This window comes from Pseudomonas sp. PA-1-3F, assembly GCF_021609665.1.
Taxonomy (GTDB): domain Bacteria; phylum Pseudomonadota; class Gammaproteobacteria; order Pseudomonadales; family Pseudomonadaceae; genus Aquipseudomonas; species Aquipseudomonas paracarnis.
Genome location: NZ_WJZD01000042.1, coordinates 1 through 13,865 on the forward strand (window position 1 = coordinate 1; position 13,865 = coordinate 13,865).

At 61.5% G+C, this 13,865-nt stretch carries 11 protein-coding genes; 6 read left to right on the forward strand and 5 right to left on the reverse strand.

Annotation, left to right across the window (positions count from 1 at the left end; genetic code table 11):
• Window positions 1-150: 150 nt before the first annotated feature.
• From GIV26_RS23750 to rloA, 3 genes are read right to left on the reverse strand one after another with little or no spacing between them, the layout of a single operon-like run.
• The gene (locus tag GIV26_RS23750) at window positions 151-1,137 is read right to left on the reverse strand and encodes an alpha-L-glutamate ligase-like protein (RefSeq protein ID WP_003193326.1); all 987 of its coding nucleotides are present in this window, start codon (window positions 1,135-1,137) and stop codon (window positions 151-153) included.
• Entirely contained in the window at window positions 1,137-2,669 is a 1,533-nt protein-coding gene (gene rloB / locus GIV26_RS23755) for an osmotic stress tolerance membrane protein RloB (RefSeq protein WP_003193324.1), read from the reverse strand. The genes GIV26_RS23750 and rloB overlap by 1 nt, the downstream gene beginning before the upstream one ends.
• A gap of 18 nt (window positions 2,670-2,687) precedes the next feature.
• Complete coding sequence (gene rloA, locus GIV26_RS23760; RefSeq protein ID WP_014719501.1) at window positions 2,688-3,212, reverse strand: retropepsin-like aspartic peptidase RloA; 525 nt, start codon at window positions 3,210-3,212, stop codon at window positions 2,688-2,690.
• A gap of 270 nt (window positions 3,213-3,482) precedes the next feature.
• Here rloA and GIV26_RS23765 point away from each other — a divergent pair, with 270 nt between their 5' ends.
• From GIV26_RS23765 to prpD, 6 genes are all read left to right on the forward strand, one after another.
• Window positions 3,483-4,196: a GntR family transcriptional regulator gene (locus tag GIV26_RS23765; RefSeq protein WP_014719500.1), complete on the forward strand. Its 714-nt coding sequence runs from the start codon at window positions 3,483-3,485 to the stop codon at window positions 4,194-4,196.
• Window positions 4,193-5,086 (forward strand): methylisocitrate lyase, encoded by an 894-nt coding sequence (gene prpB / locus GIV26_RS23770; protein WP_034128348.1) that lies wholly within the window; start codon window positions 4,193-4,195, stop codon window positions 5,084-5,086. The genes GIV26_RS23765 and prpB overlap by 4 nt, the downstream gene beginning before the upstream one ends.
• A gap of 156 nt (window positions 5,087-5,242) precedes the next feature.
• Entirely contained in the window at window positions 5,243-6,370 is a 1,128-nt protein-coding gene (gene prpC / locus GIV26_RS23780; protein WP_014719499.1) for a bifunctional 2-methylcitrate synthase/citrate synthase, read from the forward strand.
• Window positions 6,371-6,553: 183 nt separating this feature from the next.
• Window positions 6,554-9,148, forward strand: a complete 2,595-nt coding sequence (gene acnD / locus GIV26_RS23785) for a Fe/S-dependent 2-methylisocitrate dehydratase AcnD (protein WP_236282433.1) — start codon at window positions 6,554-6,556, stop codon at window positions 9,146-9,148.
• A gap of 11 nt (window positions 9,149-9,159) precedes the next feature.
• The gene (gene prpF, locus GIV26_RS23790) at window positions 9,160-10,350 is read left to right on the forward strand and encodes a 2-methylaconitate cis-trans isomerase PrpF (RefSeq protein WP_202692289.1); all 1,191 of its coding nucleotides are present in this window, start codon (window positions 9,160-9,162) and stop codon (window positions 10,348-10,350) included.
• 157 nt (window positions 10,351-10,507) lie between these two features.
• Window positions 10,508-11,992, forward strand: a complete 1,485-nt coding sequence (gene prpD, locus GIV26_RS23795) for a 2-methylcitrate dehydratase (protein ID WP_089041905.1) — start codon at window positions 10,508-10,510, stop codon at window positions 11,990-11,992.
• A gap of 133 nt (window positions 11,993-12,125) precedes the next feature.
• Here the strand turns inward: prpD and GIV26_RS23800 are convergent, their stop codons facing one another.
• Entirely contained in the window at window positions 12,126-12,860 is a 735-nt protein-coding gene (locus tag GIV26_RS23800; RefSeq protein WP_236282435.1) for an alanyl-tRNA editing protein, read from the reverse strand.
• Between the two features lie 2 nt (window positions 12,861-12,862).
• The gene (locus GIV26_RS23805) at window positions 12,863-13,855 is read right to left on the reverse strand and encodes a serine O-acetyltransferase (RefSeq protein ID WP_034128354.1); all 993 of its coding nucleotides are present in this window, start codon (window positions 13,853-13,855) and stop codon (window positions 12,863-12,865) included.
• Between the last annotated feature and the right edge of the window lie 10 nt (window positions 13,856-13,865).

Genomic DNA, 13,865 nt, shown 5'->3' on the forward strand with positions numbered 1-13,865 from the left:
TTGTAGTCCTCTGTAGGACTTGCTCCTAGAGGGGATGTCGGTGATAGCTCGATAGAGGGTATAGCCTGAGGGGCAAGTGGCTTGTCAGAAAGCTATCGCAGGCAAACCAGCTCCCACCTATCGAGCCCGGGCTTGCCTGCGATGCGCTGCTTAGCCTTCAACCGGCGGAATATGCCCGAACATCTCCTGCACGAACTTCACCCGTTCCTCGGGGGTTTCTGTCACCCCGGCTGCCTTGAGCTCTTCAAGCCGTGCCTCCACCGCATGGGTGCGCAAAGTCAGGCCGCAATCGTTGGCAATCTGGATGTTCAGCCCAGGCCGAGCGTTCAGCTCAAGGATCAATGGGCCTTTTTCCTGGTCCAGCACCATGTCCACGCCGATATAACCCAGCCCGCACAGCTCATAGCAGCCGGCGGCGAGCTTCATGAAACCGTCCCAGTTGGGCAGTTGCACGCCATCCACCGCGTTGGTGGTGTCGGGGTGCTTGGTGATGATGTTGTTCAGCCAGGTGCCGCGCAGGGTCAGGCCGGTGGCCAGGTCTACACCCACGCCGATCGCGCCCTGGTGCAGGTTGGCCTTGCCGCCGGACTGGCGGGTGGGCAAGCGCAGCATCGCCATCACCGGGTAGCCCATCAGCACGATGATGCGGATGTCCGGTACGCCTTCATAGCTGATGCTTTTGAAGATCTGGTCGGGCACCACGCGGTACTCGATCAACGCGCGGTCGCGGTGGCCGCCGAGGGAATACAGGCCGGTGAGGATGCTGGAAATCTGGTGCTCGATCTCCTCATGGCTGATGATTTTGCCGGACACCGTGCGATAGCGCCCTTCAAACCGGTCGGCCACCACCAGGATGCCGTCACCGCCGGCGCCCTGGGCGGGCTTGATCACGAAGTCGCTGCGCCCGCCGATGATCTCGTCGAGCTTGTCGATTTCCTTCTCGGTGGAGATCACCCCGTACATTTCCGGTACATGGATGCCGGCCGCCAGGGCCCGTTCCTTGGTGATGATCTTGTCATCCACGATGGGGTACAGGCTGCGCTTGTTGTACTTGAGCACGTAGTCGGCATTACGCCGGTTAATGCCCATGATTCCCCGCGCTTCCAGGGCCTTCCAGGTCTTCCAGAAGCCGAACATCAAGAATCAGCCTTCAGGAACGCCTTGAAACGCACCAGCTCGGTGAGGCGATAGCCGCGGTAGCGACCCATGGCCAGCATGAAGCCCACCAGAATCAGCAGGATCGCCGGGAAGGTGAACACGAAGTAAACCAGCTCCGGCACGCTCATGATCAGGTGCGCCAGGGACGCAGCGAACAGCGTGCCAATCGCCACTTTCAGCGCGTGGTTGGCGCCACGCTCCTCCCAGGTGATCGACAGGCGTTCGATGGTCATGGTCAGGATCACCATCGGGAACAGCGCCACCGACAAACCGCGTTCCAGCCCCAGCTTGTGGCTGAACAGGCTGATGGCGGCAATCAGCACCACCACGAAGGTCAGCACCACCGACAGCCTCGGCAGCATCTGCAGTTTAAGGTGTTCAAGGTACGACCGGAGCGACAGGCCCAGTGCCGTGATGATCGTGAACAGCACAATCCCGAAGCCCAACTGGGTCTCGCGGAATGCCAGGGCGATCAGTACGGGGGTGAAGGTGCCCAGGGTCTGCAGGCCGATGAGGTTGCGCAGGATCAAGATCACCAGCACGCCTATCGGGATCATCACCATGATCATGAAGGTCTGCTGGGTTTGCAGCGGCAGGCCATACAGCGAGTATTCGAGGAAGTTGGCGTCGGTGTTTTCGTCCGTCAGCTTGGCCAGGCGGATGGCGTTCATCTCGCTGTTGTTCAGGCTGAAGGTCACCATGGCTTTCTTGCCGCCATCGACGGTGATCAGGTTTTCATCGCCGGTCCACCACAGCAGGCGGTCGGCGGGCAGGCCCTGTTCACCAGTCTCCGGGTTGAAGTACAGCCAGTCGTTGCCGTTGAAACTGCGCAGCCATAGTTCCGGGGTTTGCGGCTGGTCGGCCACCAGGCGGATGGTGTGGACTTTCTCTACCGGCACGTGGGCAATGGACAGCAGCAGCTCGACGATCTTGGCTTTGTGCGGCGTCGAGGGGTCGCCGGCCAGCAGCAACTTCACATTGTCGTCGTTGAGGTTGTTGGTGCGCTTGATGGCTTCACTGATAAAGGTCTCGACGTCGGCCGAGTGCTGGCGGATCGGGGCCAGCAAGGCTTCGGCGGCGATCTTCTCGGGGCCTTCAACGGCGATGCTGTCGCGGAAGGTCGGGCCTTTGATCTTGACCTTTTCGCCGCTGTAGCGCTTGGTCAGCACCAGGCGGTAATAGAGGGTCTGGTTGCCCTTGGCCCGACGCGCCGACCAGGTGACCTTGCGGTTGCCGTCGATGCGGTTGACGCTCACCCCGTAGTTGTTCGAGATAAAGCTCTCATTGAGGCTGACGAAGTCGCGGCTCAAGGGCGGCACGAACATCTGGATCTTGACCGGGTCTTTCGGGTTGGCGACGAACTCGACCTTGGCGTCGATGTTCCACAAGTCGTCGGTGGCATCTTCGGTGACGGGAATTCCCAGCACGAAGATCTGATAAGCGGTGACCGAAATGCCCAGCACCACCAGCAAGGTGATCAGGATTTTCAGGTGCAGGGTCAGAGAGCGCATTCGGTTTACTCGGCGGTATTAAGCGTCGGCGGCGCAGGCGGGTTTGCCTGCTGCATATTTAAGACTGGGGTCGACCAGCGCATCAAAGCGTTTCAAGGCTTCGGAGCCAATCAGCAGCGGGTATTGGAATGCGCTGCGGTCAGTCAAGTTCACTTCGATGCTGCGTAAAGCACTGCCCATGCAGATATCCAGCGCAATCACTGGGCGGGCGGTGTAGTTCTTGTCCTCATCGGGGTCGTAGTCGCCGGCGCGGCGCTTGATCTTGCTGACACGCGCCAGGGGCAGTTCGATGGGGTGGGAATGGGCGGTGTCGATGGCCAGGTAGAAGCGTACCCAGGATTCGCCATTGCGCTTGAAGCGCTTGATATCGCGGGCACTCAACGAGGCGGTCTTGGCGCCGGTGTCGAGTTTGGCCGCCACTTCCAGGTCGATACCCGCAAGCTTGGCGTATTCATTCAGGCCGTACACGGTCTTCTCGGCGCCAGCGCCAAGGCTCGGTATGCACAGCAGGCACATCACTAGTAGGTAAGGCTTGAGTCTCATAAATCCTGAGGCAGGGCAGTGCACTGTTCATTTCATGGGGACTGGCATTGCTGCGCAATCTCGGGTGCGCCCTTTCATCATTTGATGTCAGGCAAAAGCGGCGGGCATTCTAACATGATGCTTTTTTGGCGCCAGCGCTGGCAGGCGGCCATGCCTTGGCAAGCGAATGAGGGGGTTATTAGACGATTGTCGACAATGTGTATTTATTCTTTGACTGTGAGAGGCTTATTGGCTAGTTTTTGCGGCATTGATTTTAAAGGTGTCGACAATATGCTGGAGCAACTGGAAAAACCATCGGTGGCACCAGACGATTCCCAGACCATGTCGGAGAACGTCTTCCGGCGTATCCAGGCCGCCATCGTCAAAGGCGAAATCGCCCCCGGCAGCAAGATTTCCGAGCCGGAGCTGGCGCGCACCTACGGCATCAGTCGCGGCCCGCTGCGCGAAGCGATCCATCGCCTGGAAGGCCAGCGCCTGCTGGTGCGGGTGCCTCATGTCGGCGCACGCGTGGTGTCTTTGAGTCATGCCGAGCTGGTCGAACTGTATGAGATTCGCGAGTCCCTGGAAGGCATGGCCTGTCGCCTGGCCGCCGAGCGCATGACTGACGCAGAGATCGAGGAGCTGCGCCAGGTGTTGCACACCCACGAACGGGATGCGGCGTTCCAGGCCGGTGTCGGCTATTACCAGCAGGAAGGCGACTTCGATTTTCACTACCGCATCATTCAAGGTGCCGGTAACCGCACCCTCACCCAAATGCTCTGCGGCGAGCTGTATCAACTGGTGCGCATGTACCGCATCCAGTTCTCCGCCACCCCCAATCGTCCACGCCAGGCCTTTGCCGAGCATCACCGCATTCTGGACGCGATTGCCGATCGCGACGGTGAACTGGCCGAACTGTTGATGCGCCGGCATATCGGCGCCTCCAAACGCAACATTGCCCGTCACTTCCCGGACGGTGCGCCTTCATCACGAGGTGAGTCATGAGTTCCAAAAACAACAGCACTCCCGGCCAGCGTTTCCGTGACGCCGTCGCCAGTGAACAGCCCTTGCAAGTGGTGGGCGCCATCAACGCCAACCATGCGCTGTTGGCCAAGCGCGCCGGCTTCAAGGCGATTTATCTGTCAGGTGGCGGTGTAGCCGCCGGCTCCCTCGGCGTGCCGGACCTGGGTATCACCGGCCTGGATGACGTGCTCACCGACGTGCGCCGCATTACCGACGTGTGCGACCTGCCTCTGCTGGTGGACGTGGACACCGGTTTCGGCTCCTCGGCGTTCAACGTGGCGCGTACCGTCAAGTCGATGATCAAGTTCGGCGCCGCCGCCATCCATATCGAAGACCAGGTGGGCGCCAAGCGCTGCGGTCATCGCCCCAACAAAGAAATCGTGTCCCAGCAGGAAATGGTCGACCGCATCAAGGCCGCCGTGGATGCGCGCACCGATGACAGCTTCGTGATCATGGCGCGTACCGACGCCCTGGCAGTCGAGGGCCTGGAGTCCGCCCTGGAGCGTGCAGCCGCGTGCATCGAGGCCGGTGCCGACATGGTGTTCCCGGAAGCCATCACTGAACTGGAAATGTACAAGCTGTTCGCCTCCCGCGTGAAGGCGCCGATCCTGGCGAACATCACCGAGTTCGGCGCCACACCGCTGTACACCACCGAACAGTTGAAATCTGCGGATGTTTCCATTGTGCTGTACCCGCTCTCGGCCTTCCGTGCCATGAACAAGGCCGCCGAGAATGTCTACACCGCGATTCGTCGCGACGGTACCCAGCAGAACGTGATCGACACCATGCAAACGCGCATGGAGCTTTACGATCGCATCGACTACCACACCTTCGAGCAGAAGCTCGACGCGCTGTTCGCCGCGAAAAAGTAATTGCACTGTAGGAGCGAGCTTGCTCGCGAAGATCGCCAACGATAACGCGAGAAACCTGGAGAAACGCGATGCCCTTGCGTTTTTCGCGAGCAAGCTCGCTCCTACAGGGTGTGAGCTGGACGGCTCCCTGAATAATTACAAAATTGGAGAAGAACCATGGCTGAAGCAAAAGTATTGAGTGGTGCTGGTCTGCGTGGCCAGGTCGCCGGGCAGACTGCACTGTCCACCGTGGGCCAGGCCGGCGCCGGCCTGACCTACCGTGGCTACGACGTACGCGAACTGGCCGCTGACGCCCAGTTTGAAGAAGTCGCCTACCTGCTGCTGTACGGTGAATTGCCAACCCAGGCAGAACTGGCCGCGTACAGCAACAAGCTGAGCAAACTGCGTGACTTGCCCCAGGCCCTGAAAGAAGTGCTCGAACGCATCCCCGCCGACGCCCACCCGATGGACGTGATGCGCACCGGGTGCTCGTTCCTGGGCAATATCGAGCCGGAGAAAGACTTCAGCGTGCAGCGCGATGTCACCGACCGCCTGCTCGCCGCGTTCCCGGCGATCATGTGCTACTGGTATCGCTTCAGCCACGACGGCCAGCGCATCGATTGCGTGACCGACGAGCCGAGCATCGGTGGCCACTTCCTGCACCTGCTGCATGGCAAGAAGCCGAGCGAGTTGCACGTCAAAGTGATGAACGTGTCACTGATCCTCTACGCCGAACACGAATTCAACGCTTCGACCTTCACCGCACGGGTGTGTGCATCGACATTGTCCGACCTGTATTCCTGCGTCACCGCTGCCATCGGCTCCCTGCGCGGCCCGCTGCATGGCGGTGCCAACGAAGCGGCGATGGAAATGATCGAGCGTTTCTCCTCGGCCCAGGAAGCAGTTGAAGGCACCCTTGGCATGTTGGCGCGCAAAGACAAGATCATGGGCTTTGGCCACGCGATCTATAAAGACAGCGATCCGCGCAATGAGGTGATCAAGGGCTGGTCGAAAAAACTCGCTGACGAAGTGGGCGACACCGTGTTGTTCCCGGTCTCCGAAGCCATCGACAAGACCATGTGGGAACAGAAGAAGCTGTTTCCCAACGCCGATTTCTACCATGCCTCGGCGTACCACTTCATGGGCATCCCGACCAAGTTGTTCACGCCGATCTTCGTATGCTCGCGCCTGACCGGCTGGGCTGCGCATGTGTTCGAGCAGCGCGCCAACAACCGCATCATCCGTCCAAGCGCCGAGTACACCGGCGTTGAGCAGCGCAAGTTCGTGCCAATCGAACGTCGCTGAATGGGATGGGCTGTGCCCGCTGGCTCATGTGCTTTTTTGTGGGAGCTGGCTTGCCTGCGATGGCATCACTGTGGTGTGACAGGTACACCGAGGTGATGCCATCGCAGGCAAGCCAGCTCCCACAGGAAACAAAGCCAGTGTCGACAGTTCACCTTTTGCAATTACCGTGACCGAGTCCTGACGATGAACACTGAATTTCGCAAATCGCTCCCCGGCAGCCGCCTGGATTTCTTCGACGCCCGTGCGGCTGTCGAGGCAATCACCCCCGGCGCCTACGCCACGCTGCCCTACACCTCGCGCGTGCTCGCCGAGAACCTGGTGCGCCGTTGCGACCCGGCCACTCTCGACGCGTCCCTGAGCCAACTGATCGAGCGCAAGCGCGACCTCGACTTCCCGTGGTTCCCGGCCCGCGTGGTGTGCCATGACATCCTCGGCCAGACCGCACTGGTCGACCTCGCCGGCCTGCGCGATGCCATCGCCCAGCAAGGCGGCGACCCGGCGCAGGTCAACCCGGTGGTGCCCACCCAACTGATCGTCGACCACTCCCTGGCCGTCGAGGCCGGTGGTTTTGACCCGCAAGCCTTCGAAAAAAACCGCGCCATTGAAGACCGTCGCAACGAAGACCGTTTCCACTTCATCGAGTGGACCAAAAAGGCCTTCAAGAACGTTGATGTGATCCCGCCGGGCAACGGCATCATGCACCAGATCAATCTGGAGAAAATGTCCCCGGTGATTCAAGTGCGTGACGGTGTGGCCTTCCCGGATACCTGTGTCGGCACCGACAGCCATACGCCTCACGTAGACGCCCTGGGTGTGATCGCCATCGGCGTCGGTGGCCTGGAAGCCGAGAGCGTGATGCTCGGCCGCGCGTCGTGGATGCGCCTGCCGGAAAGCGTGGGCGTGGAATTGACCGGCAAGCTGCAACCGGGCATCACCGCCACCGATATGGTGCTGGCGCTCACCGAATTCCTGCGCCAGCAAAAGGTGGTCGGCGCCTGGCTGGAGTTCTTCGGCGAAGGGGCGTCGGCACTCACTTTGGGTGACCGTGCCACCATCTCCAACATGGCCCCGGAGTACGGCGCCACCGCCGCGATGTTCTACATCGACGCGCAAACCATTGCCTACCTCAAACTCACCGGTCGCGAAGACGAACAAGTCGCCCTGGTCGAGCAATATGCACGCCACACTGGCCTGTGGGCAGACGACCTGAAAGGCGCGCAGTACGAGCGCAGCCTGAGCTTCGACCTCTCCAGCGTCGTGCGCAACATGGCCGGCCCGAGCAACCCTCATGCCCGCCTGGCCACCCGCGACCTGGCGTCAAAAGGCATTGCCGGCCAATGGGATGACGTGCCGGGGCAAATGCCCGACGGCGCAGTGATCATCGCCGCCATCACCAGTTGCACCAACACCAGCAACCCGCGCAACGTGATCGCCGCCGGCCTGTTGGCACGCAACGCCAACAAGCTTGGGCTGACCCGCAAGCCGTGGGTCAAGTCGTCCTTGGCGCCGGGCTCGAAAACCGTGGCCATGTACCTGGAAGAAGCCGGACTGGGCCATGAACTGGAAAAACTCGGCTTTGGCGTAGTGGCCTTTGCCTGCACCACCTGCAACGGCATGTCCGGCGCGCTCGACCCGGTGATCCAGCAAGAGATCATCGACCGCGACCTGTACGCCACCGCAGTGTTGTCGGGTAACCGCAACTTTGACGGGCGCATTCACCCTTACGCCAAGCAAGCGTTCCTGGCGTCGCCGCCGCTGGTGGTGGCCTATGCGATTGCCGGTACCATCCGTTTCGACATCGAAAAGGACGTGCTCGGCCTGGACGCCGACGGCAAGGAAATCCGCCTGCAAGACATCTGGCCGAGCGATGAAGAGATCGACGCGGTGGTCAAGGCTTCGGTGAAACCCGAGCAATTCCGTGCGGTGTATATCCCGATGTTCGCCATCCACGAAGACACCGGGCCCAAGGTCACGCCGCTGTACGACTGGCGACCACAAAGCACCTATATCCGCCGCCCGCCGTACTGGGAAGGCGCGCTGGCCGGCGCACGGCCGCTCAAGGGCATGCGCCCATTGGCGGTGCTGCCGGATAACATCACCACTGACCACTTGTCGCCGTCCAACGCGATCATGCCGGACAGCGCCGCCGGTGAATACCTGGCGAAAATGGGCTTGCCGGAAGTCGACTTCAACTCCTACGCAACCCACAGGGGTGACCATTTGACGGCGCAGCGCGCCACCTTCGCCAACCCGAAACTGTTCAACGAAATGGTGCAGGAAAACGGCAAGGTCAAGCAGGGCTCTCTTGCGCGTATCGAGCCGGAAGGCAAGGTCACGCGGATGTGGGAAGCGATTGAAACCTACATGGAGCGCAAACAGCCGCTGATCATCATCGCGGGCGCCGACTATGGCCAGGGCTCGTCCCGTGACTGGGCGGCCAAGGGCGTACGCCTGGCCGGTGTGGAAGCCATTGCCGCCGAAGGCTTCGAGCGCATCCACCGCACCAATCTGGTGGGTATGGGCGTGTTGCCCCTGGAGTTCCTGCCAGGCACTGACCGCCACACCCTGCAAATCGACGGCAGTGAAACCTATGACGTGGTCGGCGAGCGCACCCCGCGTGCGCAACTGACCCTGGTGATCAACCGCAAGAATGGCGAACGTGTCGAGGTGCCAGTGACCTGCCGCCTGGACACCGCCGAAGAAGTGTCGATCTACGAGGCCGGTGGCGTGTTGCAACGTTTCGCCCAGGACTTCCTGGAATCAAAGGCGACCGCCTGAAGAGGATAACCATGGCACACGTAGCGCAAATCAAGATCCCCGCCACCTACATGCGTGGCGGCACCAGCAAGGGCGTGTTCTTCAGCCTTAAGGACCTGCCCGCAGCGGCGCAGGTGCCGGGCCCTGCACGCGACGCCTTGTTGCTGCGGGTGATCGGCAGCCCCGACCCCTATGACAAGCAGATCGACGGCATGGGTGGGGCCACCTCGAGCACCAGCAAGACCGTGATCCTGGCCAAAAGCAGCCGCGCCGATCACGACGTGGATTACCTGTTTGGCCAGGTCTCCATCGACAAGCCATTTGTCGATTGGAGCGGCAACTGCGGCAACCTGTCGGCAGCGGTGGGTTCGTTCGCCATCAGTGCCGGCCTGGTCGATGCGGCCCGCGTACCCCATAACGGCGTGGCCGTGGTGCGGGTGTGGCAGGCCAATATCGGCAAGACCATCATCGCCCACGTGCCGATCACTGACGGCGCGGTGCAGGAAACCGGCGACTTTGAACTGGACGGCGTGACCTTCCCGGCCGCCGAAGTGCAGTTGGAATTCATGGACCCGGCGGCGGAAGAAGAGGGCGGTGGTGGTTCGATGTTTCCGACCGGCAACCTCGTCGACGACCTGGAGGTACCCGGCGTCGGTACCTTCAAGGCCACGTTGATCAACGCCGGTATTCCGACGATTTTCATCAATGCACAAGACCTGGGCTACACCGGTACCGAGCTGCAAGGCGCGATCAACAGCGACCCCAAGGCCCTGGCGATGTTCGAGACCGTGCGGGCGTATGGCGCGTTGCGCATGGGCCTGATCCAACACCTGGACGAAGCCGCCCAGCGCCAGCACACGCCCAAGGTTGCGTTCGTCGCCAAGCCAGCCGATTACGTGGCCTCCAGCGGCAAGGCGATCAAGGCCGGCGATGTGGACCTGCTGGTGCGCGCCTTGTCGATGGGCAAACTGCACCACGCGATGATGGGCACTGCGGCGGTGGCGATTGGCACCGCCGCGGCGATTTCCGGCACCTTGGTCAACCTGGCGGCGGGCGGCGTAGAGCGCAATGCCGTGCGCTTCGGGCACCCGTCCGGCACCTTGCGTGTGGGGGCCGAGGCCAGCCAGGTGGACGGTGAATGGGTGGTAAAGAAAGCCATTATGAGCCGCAGTGCGCGGGTGTTGATGGAAGGCTACGTGCGCATCCCCGGCGACGCCTTTTAGCTTGATCGTTCCCACGCTCCGCTTGGGAACGCTGCCTGGGACGCTCTGCGTCCTGCTGTGACGCAGAGCGTCACGGGATGCATTCCCACGCGGAGCGTGGGAACGATCAAATCAACCTTGACCTTGAGGAACAACCCCACCTTTTAGGAGAACTGCCATGAGCGCCAACGTCGACCAGAACAACCGCCCCGACTACGACCCGGTTTTGCAGGGCATCGCCGACTACGTCCTCAACTACCGAATCGACTCCCAGGACGCCCTGGACACCGCCCGCAACTGCCTGATGGACACCCTCGGCTGTGGCCTGCTGGCCCTGCGCTTCCCCGAGTGCACCAAGCACCTGGGGCCGATGGTCGAGGGTACCGTGGTGCCGTTCGGTGCACGGGTGCCGGGCACTTCGTTTCGCCTGGACCCGGTCAAGGCCGCCTGGGATATCGGTTGCATCGTGCGCTGGCTCGACTACAACGACACCTGGCTTGCCGCCGAATGGGGCCACCCTTCAGACAATCTTGGCGGCATCCTCGCCGTGGCCGATCACCTGTCGCAAAAGCGCCTGGCCAATGGCGACGCGCCGCTGACCGTGCGTGCAGTGCTGGAAGCGATGATCATGGCTCACGAAATCCAAGGCGTGATTGCCTTGGAGAATTCCTTCAACAGGGTAGGCCTCGACCATGTGTTGCTGGTGAAAGTCGCTACCACGGCGGTCACCGCCAAGCTGATGGGCGCCAACCGCGAGCAGTTGCTATCGGCGTTGTCCCACGCTTTTGTCGATGGTCAGGCGCTACGCACCTATCGTCATGCACCGAATGCCGGCTCGCGCAAATCCTGGGCGGCGGGCGATGCGTCGAGCCGCGGCGTGCGCCTGGCAGACATCGCCCTGCGTGGCGAAATGGGCATCCCCGGCGTGTTGAGTGCGCCGCAGTGGGGCTTCTATGACGTGCTGTTCAGCCACACCAACAAGGACCTGGCGCTCAAGCCCGAGGACAAGCGAGCTTTCAGCCTGCCCCAAGCCTACGGCACCTATGTGATGGAAAACGTGCTGTTCAAGATCAGCTTTCCGGCCGAGTTTCACGCGCAAACCGCCTGTGAAGCGGCAGTCGCCCTGCATCCGCAGGTCAAGCATCGTTTGCATGAAATCGACCGTATCGTGATCACTACCCATGAGTCGGCGATTCGCATTATTTCCAAGGTCGGCCCATTGGCGAATGCCGCCGATCGCGACCACTGCCTGCAATACATGACCGCCGTGCCCTTGGCGTTCGGCAATCTGGTGGCCGAGCAGTATGAAGATGATTTCCACGCGGCCCACCCTATCATCGATGAGCTGCGCGACAAGATGGTCGTCATCGAAGATCCGCGCTACAGCCGCGAATACCTGGAGGCCGACAAGCGCTCGATTGCCAACGCGGTGCAGGTGTTTTTCACGGATGGCACCTGCACCGAGCAGGTGGTGGTGGAGTACCCGATTGGCCATCGCCGCCGTCGGGTGGACGGCATTCCACTGCTGGAAGACAAGTTCAAGGCCAACCTGGCCACGCGGTTCACCGCGCAACGCAGCGCCGAAATCTTTGCGTTGTGCAAGGATCAGGCACGGCTTGAGGCTACTCCAGTCAACCGTTTCATGGACCTGCTCACTATCTGAAAAACAGCACAGTCACTGTAGGAGCGAGCTTGCTCGCGAAAAACGTCAACGATGCCGCGTGCTTCCTGAGTAAGCGCGGCGCCTATGGGTTTTTCGCGAGCAAGCTCGCTCCTACAGAGGCAATGACGCAGGCTCAAGCGTGTCCAAACCGCAGTATCACCCGGCGGTTGTGCTTGCTCTTTTTCTCGATCTTCTCGCAGAACACCCGGCCGATTTCCTCGGTATTGAGCACATGGGTACCGCCGCAGGGCTGGATATCGATGCCGGGGATTTCAATCACCCGTACCGAACCGGAGACCACCGGCGGCGCAACCGCCTGAGTGCGGGTGATCTGCAGCAGGGTCGCGTACTCGGTGGCAGGCATCGACAGCGTTTTCACCGCGTGGGCCTGCTGGATCAGGGCGTTGAGGTCACGGGTGAGGCCGTCTTTGTCCAGGGTCATCTCCGGCAGGTCGAAATCCAGTCGGCCTTTATCCGCACTGATGCTGCAACCGGTCACGGGCGCGTCGATGAGGGAGCACAGCAAGTGCAGGCAAGTGTGCATCTTCATGTGCTGGTAGCGCCGCTCCCAATCCAGCCCGGCGTCGACCTGGACGCCAGCGGCCAACTGTTCGGGGCAATGGTCTACCTGATGCCAGATGATCGAGCGCAACACCGGGTCGCGCACGGTGCCTGTCACCTCGACCCGTGTGCCATCGGCCAGGGTGAAGTGGCCGGTATCGCCCGGTTGCCCGCCGCCGGTGGGGTAGAACAGGGTGTGCTCCAGGGCGATACCTTGTTCGCTGACGGCAATCACCCGGGCGCTGAAGGCGTTCTGGTAGGGCGCGCTGTCAAACAGCGCCAGGGTTTCCATGGTATGTACGGACATGTTCAACCTCCGACGATCAATGGGGTGGCTTGCAAGAGGTGGCGCACCAGTGCGCTCAAGCCAGGGGGAGAGAGCAGGGTGATTTCAAATTCCGGCCCGCACACCTTCAGGTTCAGCGGCAGGCGTGGCAGTTGCTCGTCGTTGTCGAGGCGACGCAGGCGAAACTGCAGGTGGTGCCGCTCTTTCACCGTGGGTTCGAGCATCAGCCCTTGCAGCGGATGAAAGTCGGCGTCCAGCACGGTGACCTTGTGGCCGGCACTCACTTCGCCCACCACGTGCAAGCGCTCATCCAGGGCAAAGGCGCCGAGGTAGTTGCTGTGGTCCGATTCATCGTTTTTCTGCAGTTGGATCTGGTTGACCACCTTGACCTTGGTGCCTGCCGGCACGTCCTGGGTAATCACGCAGGAGGGGCTGATAAACACGTTATCGCCGATCGAAACATAGCCCAGCACCCGGGCGCCGGCGCCGACTTCGACGTTGTTGCCCAGGCGCGGGTGGCGTTTGCCGTCCGGGTTGTTGGCAATACCGCGCGCACCCAGGGTCACGCCGCAGAGGATGTAGCAGTCGTTGCCGATCACGCAGGTCTCGCCGATGACCGTGCCGTAGCCATGGTCCAGCACAAAGCGCCGGCCGATGCGCGCTGCCGGGTGAATCTCGGCGCCGGAGAGAATCTTGCCCTGGTTACTCAGTTTGAGGGCCATGCGCGAAAAATCGCCGTGGTCAGCGGCCTGGAAATGCCACACCAGGTGCGCAAGGCGGTAGAACAGCACGGCCTTGAACGAGGCGTAGGATTCCAGGATCAACTCACCGCGCCCACGGGACGCGGGGTCGCGATAGGCATAGGCAATCAGGTCCTCGGCCACCGCCTGGGCGGCGGTCTGGATCAACGGTGCCAGGTGCGGCTCCAGCTGCTTCATCTGTCTGGGCGTCAGGGTGGTGATGAGGTGGGTGAGCAACTCATCGTGCAGCTGTTGCATGTCGATAAAGCCCCCCATGGAGACACCC